Below are 21001 nucleotides of genomic sequence, written 5' to 3'. Positions count from 1 at the left end.
CCCTCACGGCGCCACCCCCGCCGGCCGCTCCACCGAGGCCACGGCCTCCTCCCGCACCTCGAACGGCAGCCCGCTCAGCACCGGTGGCTTCGCCACCACGACCACCCGGACCTGTTCCGCATCCCGGCCGACCGAGACCTCCGCGCCGTCCGGCGCCGCCTCCCGGGTGACCGCGACGACCGCGTCGGCCGGGTCCTGCCGGGCCGCGGCGCGGGCGCCGGTCCTGGCCGCGTCCACGCACTGGATCTGCGCGGCCACCACCAGCAGCCCCCACACCAGCGCCATGGCGAACATCACCAGCACCGGGAGGGCGACGGCCGTCTCGGCGGTCACGAAACCCCCGTCGCCCCCGCGGCCCGCGTCCCTCTCACATCCGCGCATCGAGCGCCTGCTTCACGATGCGCTCCAGCTCACCGCTGACCGCTCCGCTGGTCACCACCTTGTAGAGGACCACCGCGAACGCCACCGCCGCCACGATGCCCATCGCGTACTCCGACGTGACCATCCCCGCGTCCCGCCGCGCGGCTCCACCCGTCCAGCGCACCGCACGCGCCCTGCACACCAGAGCGCGCAGCCGCGCCCCGACCATTCGACACATCTCGACCCCCGTGGGATTGACTGCTTCTTGTCGCGTTCCTTGTCGCGTTCCTTGCTTCTTCGCTTTCCGGGCTCACCCGCACAGCTCACCCGCGTCTCCCGGCCGCCGCCTCAGCCACCACCCCCTCCCAGCACCCCGCCCGCCACGCCGATCACCACCGGCAGCACGCCCACCGCGATGAACGCGGGCAGGAAACACAGGCCCACCGGCGCGGTGACCGCCACGGCCGCCCGCCGGGCCCGTGCCGTGGTCGCCCGGGCCCGGTCCGCGCGGGCCTGCTCGGCGAGGTGCGCGACCGGGCCGGCCGCGGGCAGCCCGGACTCGTCGGCGCGCTCCAACAGGCGGGCCAGCGCCGAGGCACCCCGCGTCGCGGCCAACTCGTGCCACGCGCCACCGGGTCCACCGCCCAGCCGGACCTCCGCCGCACCGCGGGCCAGTGCCTCGCCGACCGGTCCACCGAGGGCGTCGCCCACGGCCCGGGCGGCGACCACCGGACCGGCCCCCGCCGCGATACAGGCCGCCAGCAGATCCGCCGCCAAGGGCAGTTGCCGTACCGCCTCGGCGCCGTCGCTCCGCGTGTCCGCACCCGTTGAGGGCCGCCGCCGCTGCCAGTGCCACAGCCCCGCCGCGACGACCGTCCCCGCCAGCACTCCCGCGACGCCGCCGACCAGCGCCCACCCCGCGCCCGCCGTGCCCACCAGGGGCAGCCACGCGCGGAGCCGCCGGCCGAGGGCGCCCACCCGCGGGGCGGCGCGCGTCCGCCCCGCGAGCGGCAGCGCGGCGAGCCGACGCCGTGCCTTCCTTTCCCGCCGGGCGGCACGCGCCCACCCCGCCAGCCACCCGGCGAGCGACAGCGTCCCCATGACCGCCCCCAGGTCGTGGACAAGGTTCCCGTTCACGCCTGCTCCTCCGCTCGCCGCACGATCCGGCCCACCCACCACATCCCGAGCCCCTCCAGCACTCCGCCGGCCAGCAGACAGCCCAGTCCCGCTCCGCTGTGCAGCAGGACGCGCAGCGGGTCGGCCCCGAGGGCCGTCCCGAACAGCAGTCCCAGGACCGGCAGGCCGGCCAGCATCACCGCGGTGGCGCGGGCCCCGGCCAACTGGGCGCGCAGATCGGCCCGCCGGTCCCGTTCGGCGCGCAGCGCCCCCGTCAGCCGGTCCAGTCCGGTGGCGAGACCCGCGCCCTGGTCGACGGCGACCCGCCAGCACGCGGCGAGGCCCCGCAGCCCTTCGGCACCCGGCTGCCGCGCCGCCGTCGCGAGCGCGCCCGGCACGTCCCCGCCGAACCGGGCCGCCGCCAGCACCGCCGCCTGCCCGTGGCCGAGCCCGCCGGACTCCCGCGCGGCGCACAGCAGTGCTTCCCCCGGCTGCCGTCCCGCCCGCACCTCACCCGCCAGGAACGCGCACAGCCCGATCACCGCCTCCTCCCGCCGCTCCCGGGCACGCCGCGCCCGGCCCGCCAGTCGTGCCCGGCGCAGTACCGGAACCCCGGCCGCCGCCACGACGAGCGGCAGGACCGACGCCCCCAGCACCGCCAGCGCCAGTCCGGCGACCGGGGACCACCACTCGGCCCGCCACCGCCGTCGGAGCCGGCGCAGCCCGTCCGTCAGCCGAAGGCCGCCCGCCGTCACCCGGCCGGTTCCCGCCGCTCCGGTCCCGCCCACGCTGCCGCCCGCACCGCTTCCCGCCCCGCCGCCGGCGAGCAGCAGACGTGCCCGACGCGCCCCGGGCCGCCGCCCTCCGGTCAGCCACGCCGCCGTCGCGAGGCAGGCCAGGGCCACCGCCGTCGACAGCTCAGCCACCCCGCTCATCTCACTCACCCCGCTCACCACCGGCGCTCTCCCCACCTGCCAGCAGCTCCCTGAGCCGCTCCCATCCGCGCTCCCGCACGAACGCCTCCTCGCCCCACCGCAGCGCCGGCACCGTCCGCACCAGCCCCGCGGGGTCCCGCTCCAGCACCCGCACCTCCGCGATCCGCCGCCGTCCGGTCCGGTCCCGTACGAGGTGCAGCAGCACCGACAGCGCTGCGGCCACCTGGCTGTGCAGGGCGGCCCGGTCCAGCCCTGCGGCCGTGCCGAGCGCCTCCAGCCGGGCTGGGACGTCCGCCGCGGCGTTGGCGTGGACCGTGCCGCACCCTCCCTCATGGCCGGTGTTGAGGGCCGCCAGCAGGTGGACCACCTCGGGTCCCCGTACCTCGCCGACGACCAGCCGGTCCGGCCGCATCCGCAGTGCCTGGCGCACCAGGTCCTCCAGCGTCACCAGGCCCGCGCCCTCCTGGTTGGCCGGTCTGGCCTCCAGGCGTACGACGTGCGGATGGTCCGGCCGCAGCTCCGCCGAGTCCTCGGCCAGCACGATCCGCTCCCCGGTCCCGACCAGCCCGAGCAGGGCGCTCAGCAGCGTCGTCTTGCCACTGCCCGTACCACCGCTGACCAGGAACGACAGCCGGGCGTCCAGCAGCGCGCGCAGCACCCTGTCACCGCCCGGCGGCACCGTCCCCGCCGCGACCAGCTCGTCGAGCGTGAACGCGCGCGGACGCACCACCCGAAGCGACAGGCAGGCGCAGCCGACGGCGACCGGTGGCAGTACCGCGTGCAGCCGGGTCCCGTCGGGCAGCCGGGCGTCCACCCAGGGCCGGGCGTCGTCGAGGCGGCGCCCGGCGACGGCCGCGAGCCGCTGCGCGAGCCGCCGGACCGCCCCGGCGTCCGGGAAGGACACGGAGGTCAGCTGCAGTCCACCGCCCCGGTCCACCCAGACCCGGTCCGGGGCGGACACCAGTACGTCGGTCACCGACGGGTCGGCGAGCAGCGGCTCCAGGGGTCCGCTGCCCACGAGTTCGGAACGCAGCCGTTCGGCAGCACCGAGGATCTCGGCGTCCCCGAGCACGCGGCCCTGCGCGCGCAGGGCCTGTGCCACGTGCGCGGGCGTCGGTTCCGCCCCGCTCTCGGCGAGGTGACGCCGTACGCCGTCGAGCAGTGCCGCCGACATGCCGACGGCACCGGGCTCCTGACGCCCCTGTACCGCGCCGTCTTCCCGCCCCTGCCCGCCCACCGGCCTCGGAAAGTCCGGGGACTCCGGCAGCCCCCGCATCACGCCACCCCCGCGCCCGGGGCCGCCCACGGACGCGAGGCCGCCCACGGGCCCCGGTGACTCCCGGCGGCCCCACCCCACACCACCCCCTCCGTCCCGACCGCCTCTTCCTTCCCGACCGTCGTTTCCATCCCGACCACCCCTTTCATCCCGACCGCCTCTTCCATGCCGACCGCCTCCTCCACCCCGACCGCCTCCCTCGTCCCGGCCCTCCCGGCCGTCCGGCGTCCTCATCCGGTCCTCTCCTCCGTCAGCGCCCGCTCCCAGAACTCCCGGCAGAAGCGCGCCAGCGGTCCGCGGACGGCGGACCCCGGTGGCCGACCGCCCTCGGTGGCGCGCGGCAGTCCGGGCTCGACGGGGACCTCGCCGGCCAACGGCAGCCCGAGCAGCCGCGCCACCTCCCGGTCGTCGAGCCCCGGCGCGTACGGCCCGCGCACCGCGACCCGCAGGTCGCCCAGGACCATGCCGACGGCGGAGGCGACCCGGCCGGCCGCCGCGACCGCCCGCAGTTCGGCGGGAACGACGAGCACCCCGAGGTCGAGCTGGGCGAGGACCTCGGCCACCCCGTCGTCGATCCGGCGCGGCAGGTCGACGACGACCGCCCCGCCCCGGCGCCGGGCCGCGGCGAGCACCGCGCGCACCGCCCGGGGCGGCACGGCGACGCAGTCGCCGCGGTCCCAGCTGAGCACCCGCAGGGAGTGCAGCTCGGGCAGTGACTCCTCCAGGGCGCCGCCGCCGACCCGTCCGCGGGAGGCGGCGAACGCGGGCCAGCGCAGCCCTTCGGTGGTCTCACCGCCGAGCAGCACGTCGAGTCCGCCGCCCAGCGGGTCGGCGTCCACCAGCAGGGTGCGCTGCCCCTCCCGTGCGGAGGTGACGGCGAGCGCGCAGGCCAGGGTGGAGGCCCCGGCGCCACCCCGGCCGCCGATGACGCCGACGGTGAGCGCCGGCCGGCCGACGCCCTCGGCGACGTCGGCGATGCGGTCGACCAGCCACTGTTCACCGTCGGGCAACATCAGGACGTGGTCGGCGCCGATCTCGACGGCGCGCCGCCACACGCCGGGGTCGTCCTGGTCACGGCCGACCAGCACCACCTGGCGTCTGCGGGGCGCGCCCCGCACCCGGCGGGCCGCGTCGTCGCCCACCAGGACGAGCGGCGCGGTCTCCCAGCCGTCCCGGCGCTCGGGCACCGTGGGACGCACCTCGGGTGTGGCACCCGCCGCGGCGCACAGCCGCAGCAGGTCGTCGAGCAGGTCGGGATCCTCGGTGACGATCAGCGGTCCGCTCCGCCGCCCTCCGGCGGCGGACGGCGGGTCGTGCGTGACTGTTCCGGTCATGGCGTGTGCCCCCCTCAGGCATCTCGCGCGGCCTGTGGGACCCCGCGATTCCCAAAACGTGTGAAGAACCGGCGACCGGCCTTCATATGAGCGGCCGGCGAAAACCGGCCGTCCGCGCCCGGCAAACGGAAGCCGCCGTTGAACTCGGCGCGACCGGGACGCGTTGGAATCACGGTGCAGCGATCCGGGAAATCGTGTGGATCTTGGTCGATAACTGTGGACGACTCGGCGATTGTGAATATCGCCGTCACCCATACCGGTGAGTGTCGGCACACTCTCCGCACAGCTGGGTACGACTGCCGCAGAGCAGCATGACGGCTACCCACAGTGACGTCGGACGATCAGGGGGTGCGCGCGAGGATGATCGGAGAAAGGCCGCGGCCGGGGTCCGCGATCCGCATGAAAACCCGTCCGGACATGCGACGACCCCCGCCGGGGGGGAGAGCGGGGGTCGTCTCCACGGCCGACTCGGGGGGGGAGGAGTCGGACCGGGTTAGCACGGTCGCGAACGATCCGTGACTTCCATGGTGTACCCGAGAGCCTTCTCAGGCAAACCCACACGCCCCACGATACGCCGAATGGGGTGCGCCTATGCTCAGGGCGTGGAAAACCACTCGCCGGCCCACTCGCCGACCCCCTCGTCACCTCACTCGACGCCCCGCGCCGCGGCCTTCTTCGACCTGGACAAGACGGTCATTGCGAAGTCGAGCACACTGACGTTCAGCAAGTCGTTCTACCAAGGCGGTCTGATCAACCGCAGGGCTGTCATACGTACCGCATATGCCCAGTTCGTCTTCCTCGCGGGCGGCGCCGACCACGACCAGATGGAGCGGATGCGCGAGTACCTCTCCGCGCTCTGCCGGGGCTGGAACGTCGAGCAGGTCAAGGCGCTCGTCGCCGAGACCCTGCACGACCTGATCGACCCGATCATCTACGACGAGGCCGCCTCCCTGATCGAGCGGCACCACACGGCCGGCCGGGACGTCGTCATCGTCTCCACCTCGGGCGCCGAGGTCGTGGAGCCGGTCGGCGCGCTCCTCGGGGCCGACCGGGTCGTGGCCACCCGCATGGTGGTGGGTGAGGACGGCTGCTTCACCGGCGAGGTGGAGTACTACGCGTACGGCCCGACGAAGGCCGAGGCGATCCGCGAGCTGGCCGCCTCCGAGGGGTACGACCTCGCCCGCTGCTACGCCTACAGCGACTCGGCCACCGACCTGCCGATGCTGGAGGCGGTCGGACACCCGCACGCCGTGAACCCGGACCGCGCGCTGCGCCGCGAGGCACTCGCGCGCGAGTGGCCGATCCTCGACTTCCACCGGCCGGTCCGGCTCAAGCAGCGCGTCCCCGGTTTCTCCGTACCGCCCCGTCCAGCGCTGGTGGCCGCCGCCGCGATAGGCGCCGCGGCGGCCACGGCGGGGCTCGTCTGGTATGCCGCCGGCCGCCGTCGGGCGGTGGCGTGACGCCGCACCGCACCCCCAGGCGCCCCTTTCGTACCTGAAGACGAAATGTGAACCTAAAAGTAAAGAAGTGCGGGCACCACTTCCGCTTGTCCGTCGCCAGGAGTACAAAGGACTCAACGGCCCGCGAGACCAAGGGCATCCGAGAGGATCGCCTCAACAACGCATACGGCCCCACGGACCGAGCATGGCCATCGGGCACCCACGCGACGTCGACCCGTCGATTACGGGCCAGCCGCACCAGGTGACGGGCGAAAGTTCCCGACCTGATGGGCGACATACCGAGGACGCCTGGTAACCCGGTGAGCATGCCAGCGGCGGTACGGATCCCGTACCGCCGCGACCTATGTCGACCCATGCCGATCCATGCGGATTCGCGTCGGCCCGCGCCGACCCGTATGCACCGGCCTCTGCCGGCCCGCATCGGCCTCCGCCGACCCGTGCCGGCCCGCGCCTCCCTACGCCGCCCCGCGTTGCAGCGCCTCGCACACCGCCGTCGATTCCCGTGCCCCCAGCACGACCGCCTTGCCGCAGTGTTCGATCCAGGCGGCCATGCCCTCCGCCGTCCCGGAGACGTATCCGTCGAGGGCCGCGAGACAGGCCGCCCGGCCCAGCTCGGCGTACCCGACCTCGGCCGGGCAGACCGACTTCGGGTCCAGGCCGCTGCCGACCAGGACGATCCGTTCGGCGGCGCGCGCGACCAGGCCGTTGTGGGAGGTGAACGGGCGCAGCGCGAGCAGCTCGCCGTGCACCACGGCGGCCTGCACCAGCGCCGGCGCGGAGCTGCCCGCGACGAGCAGGGCGGCCAGCCCCTCCAGACGGCCGTGCGCCTCCTCGGCATCCGGCAGCGGCAGCTCGACCAGCGGCTCGTCGACCGGCTCCCCCGCCTGCCGCGGACGCCCCACCCGGTCGTTCTCGTCCGCCGCCGCCACCAGGTGCAGCCGGGCCAGCACCCGCAGCGGCGACTGCCGCCAGACGGACAGCAACTGCCCCGCCTCGGCGGTCAGCCGCAGCGCCGCGCCCACCGTGCGCGCCTCGCCGTCACCGCTGAAGTCGGAACGCCGGCGCACCTCCTCAAGGGCCCAGTCGGCACCGGAGAGCGCCGCCGAGCCGCGCGCGCCGCGCAGCGCCGCCTCGGAGGTGACCGCGTTGCTGCGGCGCCGCATGATCCGGTGGCCGTAGACCCGGTCCACGGCCTTGCGCACGGACTCCACGGACTCGGCCACGCCGGGCAGTGCGCCCAGGGCCGCCAGGGGATCGGACTCGGCGGTCGCGCCTGTCGTACTCATGAGCACGACACTAACCGTCCCCTCACCGCTTCCCGGCCGTCGCCCCGGGCACCCCCTTCGGAGCCGGCGCCGGGTCGGCCGACAGGTACGACGCCCAGCCCCCGGCCGGGGCCTCGCCGACGCCCAGGGCGCGCAGCTTGCGCAGCGTCCCCGCGTCCTGGGCGTCCAGCCAGTCCGCGAGCTGCCGGAAGGAGACGCAGCGCACGTCCTTCTTGGTGCACACCTCCTCGACGACCTCCTCCACGGCGCGCATGTACGTGCCGCCGTTCCAGGACTCGAAGTGGTTGCCGATGATCAGCGGGGCGCGGTTGCCGTCGTAGGCGCGGCGGAAGCCCTGGAGGAGGCCGTCGCGCATCTGGTCGCCCCAGAACTCGTGCATGGCCGGGTCGCCCTGGGTGGTACCGCCCGACTGGTTGACCATGAAGTTGTAGTCCATGGTGAGCTGCTCGTAGGAGTGGCCGGGGAACGGCACGAGCTGCATCGACAGGTCCCACAGGCCGTTCTTCTTCTCGGGCCACACCTGGTTGTTCACGCCGCTGCTGTCGTAACGGAAGCCCATCTCCGCGGCGGCCTCGGTGAAGTTCTCCCGGCCCTCCAGGCAGGGCGTGCGGGCGCCGATGAGTTCCTTGTCGTAGTCGAAGGGCAGCGGCGCGGCCTTCGCCGACCCGGTGTTGGTCTTCCAGGTCTTCACGAACCGCTTGGCCTGGCGGATCTCGTCCTTCCACTCCTCGGCCGACCACTCGCCGACCCCGCCGTCGGCACCGCAGAAGTGGCCGTTGAAGTGGGTGCCGATCTCGTTGCCCTCCTGCCAGGCCAGGCGGAGCTGCTCGACGGTGTCGGCGATGCCCTGCTCGTCGCCGAAGCCGATGTCGGAGCTGCCCGGGGAGTGCCGCGGCGGGCGGTACTGGTCCCGCTTCTCCTCCGGCAGCAGGTACACGCCGCTGAGGAAGTACGTCATCGTCGCGTCGTTGGCCTTGGCCACCTCGCGGAAGTGGGAGAACAGCTTCTGGCTGTCCTCGCCCGCGCCGTCCCAGGAGAACACCACGAACTGCGGCGGCTTCTGGCCCGGCTTCAGCCGCTCGGGTCTGGGCAGGTGCGGCTGCGCGCCGGTGTAGGCGGTGGAGCCGTCGCCGATCAGCCGGACCGCGTTCCGGGCGGCCGGGGCCTGCTTCGCCTTCGGTCCGTGCACGCCTTCACCGGGGCCCTCCGCGCCGCAGCCGGCCAGCGACGCGGCGCAGACCGCGACGGTCACGGAGCCGGCGGCGATCCTGCGAGTGGCGGCTGCCCCGCGGGCGACGGCCGCCCCCCGGGCGACGGCCGCCCCCCGGGCGACGGCCGCCCCCCGGGCGACGGCCGCCCCGCGGGAGGCGGCTGTCCCGCGGGAGGCGGCGATCCTGTGGTTGGCGGCCAATCCGCCCACCTTCTTCCTTCTCTCGGGCCAACGCCGATGACGGCGGTGTCGGGTGCTGTGCCGGGCCGTGCCGTCAGCGCCGACAAGCTCGCACGGAACTGAGAAGGAATTAGTACGACAAGCCGATGAAATGCCGTATTCACCCTCACGAGCGCTTCATTGCTCCATATGGGGGCAAAAACTATTCCTGGCCTTTACTTTGCATTACGATGAATTTACTCAGCGTGAGAATTCCGACGCCGAGGCATCCCGCCGCTGTACGCCGTGCCCCACGGCCGCGACCGACCCCGCCCCGAGCGGGACCACCCAGACAACGCGACCGCGCAGCCCCGGAGGAGACGGGAAAACATGTCAGCCTGCGTTCCCACCCGCGCCGACTCGGACAGCCCCCAGCACGTTCACCCACCGCACAGCCCGCCACCGGGCCCGCGCCCCTTCCGCATCGCCGGCGCCGACGTGTCGGCCTCGATCGCGGTCTTCCTGATCGCCCTCCCCTTGTCCCTGGGCATCGCCCTCGCCACCGGCGCCCCGCTCCAGGCCGGCCTCGTCGCCGCCGCGGTGGGCGGCGTCGTCGGCGGCCGGCTCGGCGGCTGCCCGCTCCAGGTCAGCGGACCGGCCGCCGGCCTGACGGTGGTCACCGCCGATCTCATCCAGCAGTACGGATGGCGGGCGACCTGCGCCATCACGATCCTCGCGGGCCTCGCCCAGCTCGGCCTGGGCTGTCTGCGCGTGGCGCGCACCGCGCTCGCCGTCAGCCCCGCCATCGTGCACGGCATGCTGGCCGGCATCGGCGTCACCATCGCCGTCGCCCAGCTCCACATCGTCCTGGGCGGCAGCCCGCAGAGCTCCGTCCCCGACAACCTGCGGGCGCTGCCCGCCCAGTTGGCCGGCCTGCACGCGGCCGACGTGTCGGCGAGCGCGCTGACCCTCGCGCTCCTGCTGCTCTGGCCCCGGCTGCCCGGCCGGATCGGGAAACTGCTGCGCACCGTCCCGGCCGCGCTCGTCGCCGTCGCCGGGGCCACCGCGGTCGCCGCCCTCATCGGGCTGCGGCTGCCCAAGGTCGACCTGCCGTCCTGGAGCAGCCACGCGCTGGCCGCGCTGCCCGACGGACCGGTGCCCGGCGTCGTCGCCGCCGTCCTCACCATCACCCTGGTGTGCAGCGTGCAGTCGCTGCTCGGCGCGGTCGCCGTGGACAAGCTGGTCGCCGCCCGCACGGACCTGTCCGGCCGCGTCGCGCGCTCCGACCTCGACCGCGAGCTGCTCGGCCAGGGGGCGTCCAACATCGTCTCCGGCGCGCTCGGCGGCCTGCCCATCGCGGGCGTCGCCGTCCGCAGCACGGCGAACGTGAACGCGGGCGCGGTGAGCCGGAACTCCACGATGCTGCACGGCGGTCTCGTAGTGATCGCCACGCTGCTGATGGTCCCGGTCCTGGAGCTGATCCCGCTCGCCTCGCTCGCCGCCCTGGTCATGGCCGTCGGCATCCGGATGGTGTCGCTGAACCACATCCGCACGGTCACCCGCCACCGCGAGGTGCTGGTCTACGCGGCCACCACCGCGGGCGTGGTGTTCCTCGGCGTCCTGGAGGGCGTCGCGCTGGGCATCGCCGTCGCCGTCGGCGTCGCCCTGCACCGCCTCACCCGCACCCGCATCACCCACGACGAGACGGAAGGAGCCCACCACGTCCACGTGCGCGGCCAGCTGACGTTCCTGGCGGTGCCCCGGCTCAGCCGCGTCCTGCACCAGATTCCCCAGGGAACCGACGTCGTCGTGGAACTGGACGGCTCGTTCATGGACCACGCGGCCTACGAGACGCTCCAGGACTGGCAGAAGACGCACACCGCGCGGGGCGGCTCCGTGGACATCACCGGCCGCCGGCCCGGCACGCGCATCTCCGAACCCGCCGACGACTCCGGGAACTGCCGCTGCCGTCCCTGGACGGCCTGGCGCAACCACCAGTGCGAACCCCCGCGGCCCGCACCACCGTCCGGCGAGCGGGAGAGCGGGGGCGAGCGGTCCAGCGGCCGTGCGCTCGCCCGGGGCATCAGCGTCTTCCAGCGCAACACCGCGCCCCTGGTCCGCGGCGAGCTGGCCCGACTGGCCCGGGAGGGGCAGCGGCCCTCCCAGCTCTTCCTGACCTGCGCCGACTCCCGGCTGGTCACATCGATGATCACCTCCAGTGGCCCCGGTGACCTCTTCACCGTGCGCAATGTGGGCAACCTCGTCCCGCTGCCCGGCGAGGAGAGCGGTGACGACTCGGTGGCCGCCGCCATCGAGTACGCGGTGGAGGTGCTGAAGGTGCGGTCCATCACGGTGTGCGGGCACTCGGGGTGCGGCGCGATGCACGCGCTGCTCCACTCCGAGCCCGGGGGCGCCCGGACGCCGCTGAAGCGGTGGCTGCGGCACGGCCGGCCGAGCCTGGAGCGGATGACCGAGGACGACGGTTCCTGGACGCCGCTGGCCGGCCGCCGGCCCGCCGACGCCACGGAGCTGCTCTGCCTGACCAACGTGGTCCAGCAGCTGGAGCACCTGCGGGCCCACGAGTCGGTCGCCCGCGCCCTGCGCGAGGGCACGCTGGAACTGCACGGCATGTACTTCCACGTGGGCGAGGCCCAGTCGTACCTGCTCGCGCGGGAAGGCGGCGCGGAGGTCTTCGACCCCGTCCAGGAGGCGGACCGGCCGGTCTGACCGCCGGGTGTGACCCGCGGCCGGCGGGGAAGGTCTGAACTCCGGCCGTCCGGCGTCCGTGCACAGGGATCGACCCCGGTGACGCCGGACCGCCGGAGCGAGATCCGCTCCGCCAACAGGTCTACACCAGTTGTCCGTCGACCCTTGTCATCGGACCGCGCGGTCTGATGAGCTGTGGCCTGGGACACAGCGGGCAACCCGCGGACAACCCTGGGAAAGGGAGACGTCGTGAGCAATGAATCCTTGGCCAACCTGCTGCGTGAAGAGCGCAGGTTCGCGCCGCCCGCCGACCTGGCCGCCCACGCCAACGTCACGGCCGAGGCGTACGAGCAGGCCAAGGCTGACAGGCTCGGCTTCTGGGCCGCGCAGGCCCGCCGGCTGAGCTGGGCGAAGGAGCCGACCGAGACACTCGACTGGTCCAACCCGCCCTTCGCCAAGTGGTTCAAGGACGGCGAGCTGAACGTCGCGTACAACTGCGTGGACCGGCACGTCGAGGCCGGGCACGGCGACCGCGTCGCCCTCCACTTCGAGGGCGAGCCCGGCGACAGCCGCGCGATCACCTACGCCGAGCTGAAGGACGAGGTCTCCAAGGCCGCCAACGCCCTGCTGGAGCTGGGCGTGCGCAAGGGCGACCGGGTCGCCGTCTACATGCCGATGATCCCCGAGACGGCCATCGCGATGCTGGCCTGCGCCCGCGTCGGCGCCGCCCACTCGGTGGTCTTCGGCGGCTTCTCCGCCGACGCGCTCGCCACCCGCATCCAGGACGCCGACGCGCGCGTGGTCATCACCTCGGACGGCGGTTACCGGCGCGGCAAGCCCTCCGCCCTCAAGCCCGCCGTCGACGAGGCCGTCGAGCGCGCCGGGAACGTGGAGCACGTCCTCGTCGTCCGCCGCACCGGCCAGGACGTCGCCTGGCACGACTCCCGCGACAAGTGGTGGCACGAGACCGTCGACCGGCAGTCCGCCGAGCACACGCCGGAGGCGTTCGACGCCGAGCACCCGCTGTTCATCCTCTACACGTCCGGTACGACGGGGCGGCCGAAGGGCATCCTGCACACTTCCGGCGGCTATCTGACCCAGACGGCGTACACCCACTGGGCGGTCTTCGACCTCAAGCCGGAGACCGACGTCTACTGGTGCACCGCCGACGTCGGCTGGGTCACCGGGCACTCGTACATCGTCTACGGCCCGCTCGCCAACGGCGCCACCCAGGTCATGTACGAGGGCACGCCCGACACCCCGCACCAGGGCCGCTTCTGGGAGATCGTGCAGAAGTACGGCGTCACGATCCTCTACACCGCGCCCACCGCGATCCGGACGTTCATGAAGTGGGGCGACGACATCCCCGCCAAGTTCGACCTGTCCTCGCTGCGCGTCCTCGGCTCGGTCGGCGAACCGATCAACCCCGAGGCATGGGTCTGGTACCGCAAGAACATCGGCGCGGACACCACACCGGTCGTCGACACCTGGTGGCAGACCGAGACCGGCGCCATGATGATCTCCCCGCTGCCGGGCGTCACCGAGGCCAAGCCGGGTTCCGCCCAGCGCGCGCTGCCCGGCATCTCGGCCACCGTCGTCGACGACGAGGCCCAGGAGGTGCCCGACGGCGGGGGCGGCTACCTGGTCCTCACCGAACCGTGGCCGTCGATGCTGCGCACCATCTGGGGCGACGACCAGCGGTTCATCGACACGTACTGGTCCCGGTTCGAGGGCAAGTACTTCGCCGGGGACGGCGCCAAGAAGGACGAGGACGGCGACATCTGGCTGCTCGGCCGGGTCGACGACGTGATGCTGGTCTCCGGCCACAACATCTCCACCACCGAGGTCGAGTCCGCCCTCGTCTCCCACCCCTCGGTCGCCGAGGCGGCCGTGGTCGGCGCCGCCGACGAGACCACCGGACAGGCCATCGTCGCCTTCGTCATCCTGCGCGGCACGGCGGCGGAGACCGCGGAACTGGTCGGCCAGCTGCGCGACCACGTCGGCGCCACGCTCGGCCCGATCGCCAAGCCCAAGCGGATCCTGCCGGTGGCCGAGCTGCCGAAGACCCGCTCGGGCAAGATCATGCGCCGGCTGCTGCGCGACGTGGCGGAGAACCGGCAGCTCGGTGACGTGACCACGCTCACCGACTCGACGGTGATGGACCTGATCCAGTCCCGGCTGCCGGCGGCGCCGAGCGAGGACTGACACACACACGTCACGGAGGGCACCCGGAGCACCGGGTGCCCTCGGCGGTTAAGGTAAGAAGGAGGTCAACAACCGAACAAGAACCTCATGGGGCGCCGGGAAGTCTGGTCGGCACGCGATTCGTGCTGCTCATCCACCGGAAGGGTCTCCACCTTGTCCACGCCCCGCAAGCTCCTCGGCCGTCTCTCCTTCCCGGAGCGGACCTACCTCGCGGACGCGCTGCGCACCGAGACCGTCGGCGGCGTCCTGCTGCTGGTCGCCGCGGTGACCGCGCTGATCTGGGCGAACGTACCGGCGCTGAGCCACAGCTACGAGAGCGTCAGCCACTTCCACCTCGGCCCCGCCGTCCTCGGCCTGGACCTGTCGATCGCGCACTGGGCCGCCGACGGACTGCTGGCCGTCTTCTTCTTCGTCGCCGGCATCGAGTTGAAACGCGAACTGGTCGCCGGGGACCTCAAGGACCCCAGGGCCGCCGCGCTGCCGGTGGTGGCGGCGCTGTGCGGCATGGCCGCCCCCGCGCTCGTCTACACCCTCACCAACACGGCCGGCGGCGGCTCCCTGGCCGGCTGGGCCGTGCCCACGGCCACCGACATCGCCTTCGCGCTGGCCGTGCTCGCCGTCATCGGCACCTCCCTGCCCAGCGCCCTGCGGGCCTTCCTCCTCACCCTCGCCGTCGTCGACGACCTGTTCGCCATCCTGATCATCGCCGTCTTCTTCACCGAGGACCTGGATTTCGCGGCGCTCGGCGGCGCGGTCGCCGGCCTCGCCCTCTTCTGGCTGCTGCTGCGCCGGGGCGTACGCGGCTGGTACGTGTACGTCCCGCTCGGCCTCGTCATCTGGGCGCTGATGTACAACAGCGGCGTCCACGCCACGATCGCCGGCGTCGCGATGGGCCTGATGCTGCGCTGCCACCGCGAAAAGGACGAGGAGCACTCGCCCGGCGAGCGGATCGAGCACCTCGTACGCCCCCTGTCGGCGGGGCTGGCGGTGCCGGTGTTCGCACTGTTCAGCGCGGGCGTCTCGGTCTCCGGCGGCGCGCTCGCCGACGTGTTCACCCGGCCGGAGACGCTCGGCGTGGTCCTCGGGCTCGTCGTCGGCAAGACGCTCGGCATCTTCGGCGGCACCTGGCTGACCGCCCGCTTCACCCGGGCCTCGCTCAGCGAGGACCTGGCGTGGGCGGACGTGTTCGCGGTGGCGACGCTGGCCGGCATCGGCTTCACCGTGTCGCTGCTCATCGGCGAACTGGCCTTCGAGGGCGACGCGGTACTGACCGACGAGGTCAAGGCCGCCGTACTGACCGGGTCCCTCATCGCGGCGCTGCTGGCCACGGTGCTGCTGCGGATACGGAACGCCAAGTACCGGGCCCTGTGCGAGGCCGAGGAGCGCGACGAGGACGAGAGCGGCGTCCCGGACGTCTACGAGCAGGACGACCCGGCGTACCACCTGCGGATGGCCGCCCTCCACGAGCGGAAGGCCGCCGAACACCGCCAAATCGCCCAGGACATCGCGCGGGAGCGGGAGTCCGCGCGGCTTGCCGAGGTGCCGGGCGGGGCAGGCGAGGAGGGCGGCCGTCCGGCATGATCTGACGAGACGGTACAAAAGACGGAACCGTACGCGGAAGAGATCGCAGACCAGTCCGCGGCGAAACAGAAGAGGGAGACCGCGATGAGCGCACCCGACGGCAGCCCGGTCGGTACCGAAAGCAGCATCGGCCAGCTGTTCGCCTCGGCGACCACCGAAATGTCGGCGCTCGTGCACGACGAGATCGCACTGGCCAAGGCGCAGCTCAAACAGGACGTCAAGCGCGGGGCCACCAGCGGCGGCGCGTTCTCGCTGGCGGGCGCCCTGCTGGTGTTCTCGCTCCCGATGCTGAACTTCGCCCTGGCGTACGGCATCCGCACCTGGAGCCACTGGAACCTGGCGGTCTGCTTCCTGCTCTCCTTCGCGGCCAACGTCCTGGTCGCCGCCGTCCTCGCGCTGGTCGGCGTCGCCTTCGCGAAGAAGGCCAAGAAGGGCAAGGGCCCGCAGAAGGTCGCCGCCTCCGTGAAGCAGTCGGCGGGCGTGCTCCAGAAGGCCAGGCCGCACCCGCGTCCGGAGCCGGCCCAGGACCGCTCCCCCGCCGCCGTCGAGGGTGTGGCACGCTCGTCCTCATGACGGACCCCGCCACTCCCGCGGCGCACCCCCCTTCGCCCGTACTGCTCGACCTCCCCGGCCACGAGGTGCTCCACCGGGACGTCGCCGCCAACGGCGCCCGCTTCCACATCGCCGAGCTGGGTGACGGACCGCTGGTGCTGATGCTGCACGGCTTCCCGCAGTTCTGGTGGGCCTGGCGGCACCAGCTCGTGGCGCTCGCCGACGCGGGCTTCCGCGCCGTCGCCATGGACCTGCGCGGTGTCGGCGGCAGCGACCGCACCCCGCGCGGCTACGACCCGGCCGGCCTCGCGCTGGACATCACCGGCGTGATCCGCTCGCTGGGCGAGCCGGACGCCGCGCTGGTCGGCCACGACCTCGGCGGTTACCTGGCGTGGACGGCCGCCGCGATGCGCCCCAAGCTGGTCCGCCGGCTCGCGGTGGCCTCGATGCCGCATCCGCGCCGCTGGCGCTCGGCCATGCTCAGGGACGCGCGGCAGACCCGCGCCAACTCCTACGTCTGGGGGTTCCAGCGGCCCTGGATCCCGGAGCGGCAGCTCACCGCGGACGGCGGCGCCCTCGTGGGCAGGCTGATCCGCGAGTGGTCCGGCCCCCGGCCGCCCGAGGACGACGCCGTGGAGGTCTACCGCCGCGCCATGTGCATCCCCTCCACGGCGCACTGCTCGATCGAGCCGTACCGTTGGCTGGTGCGCTCGCTGGCCCGGCCCGACGGCATCCAGTTCAACCGGCGGATGAAGCGGCCGGTGCGGGTGCCGACGCTGCACCTGCACGGCTCGCTCGACCCGGTGACGCGCACCCGGAGCGCGGCGGGCTCCGGGGAGTACGTCGAAGCCCCCTACCGCTGGCGGCTGTTCGACGGGCTCGGCCACTTCCCCCACGAGGAAGACCCGGTCGCTTTCTCCACCGAACTGATCAATTGGCTGAAGGACCCGGAACCCGATCGCTGACCGAGCGGCCACATGCCCGGCGCATAGGCCAATTGGGGGCCCCGGAAGCGGTTATCGACCTTGGGCCAGGGGCAGACGTCGGGGTATGGGCTGGACGCACGACTACAGTGACGCAGCACGCACTCGCCGCTCCCCGAGCGGTTTGAGCCCCCACCGGCGAGGCGGCACCCCGCAACTGGCGGGCGCCGACCCGCGGGTGGGCATTCCGCGCATCCTGCGCCGCCGCGCCCGCTGGGTCTCCGTACGCCTGCGTCACCCGCGCGGCTGAGCCACCGTGCCGCTGGAGCGGCGGGGCACGGCACCGGCGCCGCTGGAACCACGGCACGGGACCGGCCCGACCGCGCCGAGCCGCCGCGCCCGGGGACCCGCGCTCACAGGGCGCAGCTGTCGCTGTCCACCTGCTGGCCGGCGGTCCGCCCCTGGACGATGTCGTCCTGGATCTCGTCGGCGGTCAGCGCGTAGCCGGTCTGCGGGTCGTCGAGGGACTTGGCGAACACCACGCCGTAGACCTCGCCCTCGGGGGTGAGCAGCGGTCCGCCCGAGTTGCCCTGGCGGACGGTCGCGTAGAGCGAGTAGACGTCCCGGCTGACGGTGCCCCGGTGGTAGATGTCCGGGCCGCTGGCCGTGATGCGCCCGCGCAGCCGGGCCGCCCGGACGTCGTACGACCCGTTCTCCGGGAAGCCGGCCACGATGGCGTCGTCGTTGATGTCCGCGTCCTCGTCGGCGAACCGCAGCGCCGGTGCCCGCAGGTCCGGCACGTCGAGTACGGCGATGTCGCGCCGCCAGTCGTAGAGGACGACCGTCGCGTCGTACGTGCGGCCCTCGCCGCCTATCTGGACGGTGGGTTCGTCGACGCCGCCCACCACGTGCGCGTTGGTCATCACGCGGCGCTCGCCGTAGACGAAGCCGGTGCCCTCCAGGACCTTGCCGCAACCGGTCGCGTTGCCCATGACCTTGACGATGGAGCGCTGGGCGCGCACGGCGACGGCGCTCTTGGCGAGCGCCGGGTCGGGGGCGGGCACGTCGGCGATCGGCTCCTTGGAGAACGGGCTGAAGACCTGCGGGAAGCCGTTCCGCGCGAGGATCGAGGAGAAGTCCCGGAACCAGCGGTCGGTCTGGTCGGTGGGCAGCGCGACGGCGACGCCGTTCAGCACCCGGGAGTCGCGGACCGCCTTGCCGAGCGTCGGCAGCGTGGTCCCGGCGATGGCCGAGCCGATCAGCCAGGCGACCAGCAGCATGGCGACGACGTTGACGAGGGCGCCGCCGGTGGCGTCCAGGGCGCGCGCGGGCGACCAGGTGATGTGCCGGCGCAGCTTGCTGCCGAGGTGGGTGGTCAGGGCCTGTCCGACGGAGGCGCAGACGATGACGATGACGACCGCGACGACGGCGGCGGTCGTGTTCACGTCCGCGTTGCCGGTCATCGCGTCCCAGACGACGGGCAGCAGGTAGACGGCGACGAGTCCGCCGCCGAGGAAACCGATCACCGACAGGACGCCCACCACGAAGCCCTGCCGGTAGCCGACGATCGCGAACCAGACGGCGGCGACCAGCAACAGGATGTCCAGCACGTTCACCGCTTCTAGCCTCGCCTCGTCGTTCCGCTCGCTTCAGCCCGGCCGGTGCCCCGGGGCGCGTCCCCCCGCCGGGCACGGCACGGCGCCCACCCTGTCATGCGCGTCATGCCTGCCGGCCCAGCGGGACCTGCCGGGCGCGGTCCCAGGGCCGCTCCCAGCCCGCGAAGTGCAGCAGCCGGTCGATGATGCCGGCGGTGAAGCCCCACACCAGGGCCGATTCGACCAGGAACGCCGGGCCCCGGTGGCCGCTGGGGTGGACGGCGGTGGCCCGGTTGGCGGGGTCCGTGAGATCCGCCACGGGGACCGTGAAGACCCGGGCGGTCTCGGCGGGGTCGACGACCCCGACCGGACTGGGCTCGCGCCACCAGGCCAGTACGGGCGTGACCACGAACTGGCTGACGGGGATGTAGAGCTTGGGCAGCACACCGAACAGCCGCACACCGGACGGGTCGAGGCCGGTCTCCTCCTCGGCCTCGCGCAGCGCCGCCCGCAACGGGCCGTCGCCCTGCGGGTCGCCGTCCTCGGGATCGAGCGCGCCGCCCGGGAAGGCGGGCTGCCCGGCGTGCGAGCGCAGCGAACCGGCCCGCTCCATCAGCAGCAGCTCGGGGCCGCGCTCGCCCTCGCCGAAGAGGATCAGCACGGCCGACTGCCGTCCGCCGCCGTCCTCGGGGGGCAGGAAACGGCTCAGCTCGGTGGGCCGCACCGTGTCCACGGCCCGCGCCACCGGCTCCAGCCAGCCGGGCAGGCCCGACCGGTCGAGCGCGACCTCCCGCATGTCACTCGCACGCGTCATCGCCACCCCCGTTCTGTCGTGTCCAACGCCCGGTGTCCCCTAGATCGTTCCGCCGATCGGCCGCCGGCATGCGTCATGCGGGGCGCCCGAGCGGCGGCGCCGGTCTGCCGCCCGCGTCCAGGTACGCCTGCGGCGGGTTCAGCCGCTGCCCCGGGAAGCCGCCCTTCTCGTACTTGAGCAGCTTCTTCGCCTTCTCCGGGTCGGTCTCGCCCTCGCCGTACGCCGGGCAGAGCGGGGCGATGGGGCAGGCTCCGCAGGCGGGCTTGCGGGCGTGGCAGATGCGGCGGCCGTGCCAGATGACGTGGTGCGAGAGGTCGGTCCAGTCGCTCTTGGGGAACAGCCCGCCGACGGCCGCCTCGATCTTGTCCGGGTCGGTCTCGGCGGTCCACCGCCAGCGGCGCACCAGGCGCTGGAAGTGGGTGTCGACGGTGATGCCGGGACGGCCGTAGGCGTTGCCCAGGACGACGAAGGCGGTCTTGCGGCCGACGCCGGGCAGCTTGACCAGGTCTTCGAGGCGGCCGGGGACCTCGCCGCCGAAGTCCTCCGTCAGGGCCTTGGACAGCCCGATGACCGACCTGGTCTTGGCCCGGAAGAAGCCGGTCGGGCGCAGGATCTCCTCGACCTCCGCCGGATCGGCGGCGGCCAGGTCCTCGGGGGTGGGGTACTTGGCGAACAGGGCGGGGGTCGTCTGGTTGACGCGCAGGTCGGTGGTCTGGGCGGACAGCACCGTGGCCACCAGCAGCTGGAAGGGGTTCTCGAAGTCCAGCTCGGGGTGGGCGTACGGGTAGACCTCCGCCAGCTCGCGGCCGATGCGGCGGGCCCGGCGGACCAGCGCGGTACGGGACTCCTCGCGGGGGGAGCCGGCGGGGACCCTCTTCGCGGGGGCGGCGCCCTTGACGGCGGTGGTGGCTTTCTTGACGGCGGTGGTGGTGGCCTTCTTGGGCGCGGCGACGGGCTTCTCGGCGACGGGCTTCTCCGTACTGACGGCGGCCTTCTTCCCGCCGGGGGCCTTCTCCGCGCTCCCCGTCGCCTTCTTCGCCGCCGTCTTCCGGACGGGCGCCGCCTTCTTCGCCGTACCTGCGGCCTTCTTGGCCGTACTTGCCGTTGCCTTCTTGGCCGTACCTGCCGCCGCCTTCTTCTCCGTACCCGTCACCGCCCTCTTCTCCGTACCCCTCTTTTCCGTACCCCTCTTCGCCGTACCCGTCTCCGCCGCGGCCGGCCGTTTCGACGCTTTCGCCGTTTCACTACCGCCATCGGGGCCTTGTTCGCCCACAGCGGAATACCGACGTACAACCACCTGCCCGGCCCCCTCGGCCTGCGTTCTCACCGGCGATTTGGACACCCGGCCACCCTACGGCCCGGCACTGACATCCGCCCCGGACCCTGAAGATCGGCGCCCAATTGGACCCCTGCCGCGTACCCCGGCACACCTGTGCGGCATCCTTGTGACAGATCACACTGTTTGGACCGTCCCTCACAATGGGCACCA

General features: G+C 73.4%; 18 protein-coding genes. 7 read left to right on the top strand and 11 right to left on the bottom strand.

Translation table 11 applies throughout. The annotated features are described in order from the left end of the window. Positions 1–3 precede the first annotated feature (3 nt). The 6 genes from ACY1JF_RS10850 to ssd form a co-directional block, all read right to left on the bottom strand. The gene (locus ACY1JF_RS10850; protein ID WP_462704814.1) at positions 4–381 is read right to left on the bottom strand and encodes a TadE family type IV pilus minor pilin; all 378 of its coding nucleotides are present in this window, start codon (positions 379–381) and stop codon (positions 4–6) included. Further along, a complete protein-coding gene (locus tag ACY1JF_RS10845; RefSeq protein WP_462704813.1) occupies positions 368–598 on the bottom strand; it encodes a DUF4244 domain-containing protein in 231 nt (76 codons plus the stop codon). The genes ACY1JF_RS10850 and ACY1JF_RS10845 overlap by 14 nt, the downstream gene beginning before the upstream one ends. 110 nt (positions 599–708) lie before the next feature. After that, a complete protein-coding gene (locus tag ACY1JF_RS10840) occupies positions 709–1497 on the bottom strand; it encodes a type II secretion system F family protein (protein ID WP_462704812.1) in 789 nt (262 codons plus the stop codon). Beyond that, entirely contained in the window at positions 1494–2411 is a 918-nt protein-coding gene (locus ACY1JF_RS10835) for a type II secretion system F family protein (protein ID WP_462704811.1), read from the bottom strand. Before ACY1JF_RS10835 ends, ACY1JF_RS10840 begins: the two co-directional genes overlap by 4 nt. Position 2412: 1 nt before the next feature. Then, positions 2413–3585 carry a TadA family conjugal transfer-associated ATPase gene (locus tag ACY1JF_RS10830; RefSeq protein WP_462704810.1) on the bottom strand — a complete coding sequence of 391 codons (1173 nt, stop codon included), beginning with the start codon at positions 3583–3585 and terminating at the stop codon, positions 2413–2415. Positions 3586–3917: 332 nt separating this feature from the next. Next, positions 3918–5021, bottom strand: coding sequence for a septum site-determining protein Ssd (gene ssd, locus ACY1JF_RS10825; RefSeq protein WP_462704809.1), 1104 nt, complete (start codon positions 5019–5021; stop codon positions 3918–3920). Between the two features lie 578 nt (positions 5022–5599). Between ssd and ACY1JF_RS10820 the strand changes: the two genes are divergently transcribed. Continuing rightward, the gene (locus ACY1JF_RS10820; RefSeq protein ID WP_462704808.1) at positions 5600–6481 is read left to right on the top strand and encodes an HAD family hydrolase; all 882 of its coding nucleotides are present in this window, start codon (positions 5600–5602) and stop codon (positions 6479–6481) included. 455 nt (positions 6482–6936) lie between these two features. Here the strand turns inward: ACY1JF_RS10820 and ACY1JF_RS10815 are convergent, their stop codons facing one another. After that, a complete protein-coding gene (locus ACY1JF_RS10815) occupies positions 6937–7767 on the bottom strand; it encodes a Fic family protein (RefSeq protein ID WP_462704807.1) in 831 nt (276 codons plus the stop codon). Between the two features lie 22 nt (positions 7768–7789). Beyond that, positions 7790–9034 (bottom strand): polysaccharide deacetylase family protein, encoded by a 1245-nt coding sequence (locus ACY1JF_RS10810; protein ID WP_462704890.1) that lies wholly within the window; start codon positions 9032–9034, stop codon positions 7790–7792. Between the two features lie 492 nt (positions 9035–9526). Between ACY1JF_RS10810 and ACY1JF_RS10805 the strand changes: the two genes are divergently transcribed. The 6 genes from ACY1JF_RS10805 (at position 9527) to ACY1JF_RS10780 (ending at position 17413) form a co-directional block, all read left to right on the top strand. After that, positions 9527–11863 (top strand): bifunctional SulP family inorganic anion transporter/carbonic anhydrase, encoded by a 2337-nt coding sequence (locus ACY1JF_RS10805; RefSeq protein WP_462704806.1) that lies wholly within the window; start codon positions 9527–9529, stop codon positions 11861–11863. 228 nt (positions 11864–12091) lie between these two features. Further along, positions 12092–14047 carry an acetate--CoA ligase gene (acs, locus tag ACY1JF_RS10800; protein ID WP_462704805.1) on the top strand — a complete coding sequence of 652 codons (1956 nt, stop codon included), beginning with the start codon at positions 12092–12094 and terminating at the stop codon, positions 14045–14047. A 153-nt stretch (positions 14048–14200) separates the two neighbouring features. Then, positions 14201–15628 carry a Na+/H+ antiporter NhaA gene (gene nhaA / locus ACY1JF_RS10795; protein WP_462704804.1) on the top strand — a complete coding sequence of 476 codons (1428 nt, stop codon included), beginning with the start codon at positions 14201–14203 and terminating at the stop codon, positions 15626–15628. Positions 15629–15712: 84 nt separating this feature from the next. Then, entirely contained in the window at positions 15713–16201 is a 489-nt protein-coding gene (locus ACY1JF_RS10790; protein ID WP_462704803.1) for a phage holin family protein, read from the top strand. Then, positions 16198–17145: an alpha/beta fold hydrolase gene (locus ACY1JF_RS10785; RefSeq protein ID WP_462704802.1), complete on the top strand. Its 948-nt coding sequence runs from the start codon at positions 16198–16200 to the stop codon at positions 17143–17145. The genes ACY1JF_RS10790 and ACY1JF_RS10785 overlap by 4 nt, the downstream gene beginning before the upstream one ends. Positions 17146–17230: 85 nt before the next feature. Next, on the top strand, positions 17231–17413 hold the full coding sequence (locus ACY1JF_RS10780) for a hypothetical protein (protein WP_462704801.1): 183 nt from the start codon (positions 17231–17233) through the stop codon (positions 17411–17413). A 103-nt stretch (positions 17414–17516) separates the two neighbouring features. Here ACY1JF_RS10780 and ACY1JF_RS10775 read toward each other — a convergent pair whose 3' ends face one another. The 3 genes from ACY1JF_RS10775 to nth form a co-directional block, all read right to left on the bottom strand. Beyond that, positions 17517–18719, bottom strand: coding sequence for a MarP family serine protease (locus ACY1JF_RS10775; RefSeq protein ID WP_462704800.1), 1203 nt, complete (start codon positions 18717–18719; stop codon positions 17517–17519). Between the two features lie 103 nt (positions 18720–18822). After that, positions 18823–19512, bottom strand: coding sequence for an NUDIX hydrolase (locus ACY1JF_RS10770; protein WP_462704799.1), 690 nt, complete (start codon positions 19510–19512; stop codon positions 18823–18825). 73 nt (positions 19513–19585) lie between these two features. Continuing rightward, positions 19586–20665, bottom strand: a complete 1080-nt coding sequence (gene nth, locus ACY1JF_RS10765) for an endonuclease III (protein WP_462704798.1) — start codon at positions 20663–20665, stop codon at positions 19586–19588. Positions 20666–21001 lie beyond the last annotated feature (336 nt).

The sequence above is a fragment of the Streptomyces sp. SYSU D01066-1 genome (assembly GCF_054956795.1).
This window is presented reverse-complemented; position numbering and strand designations above follow the sequence as displayed.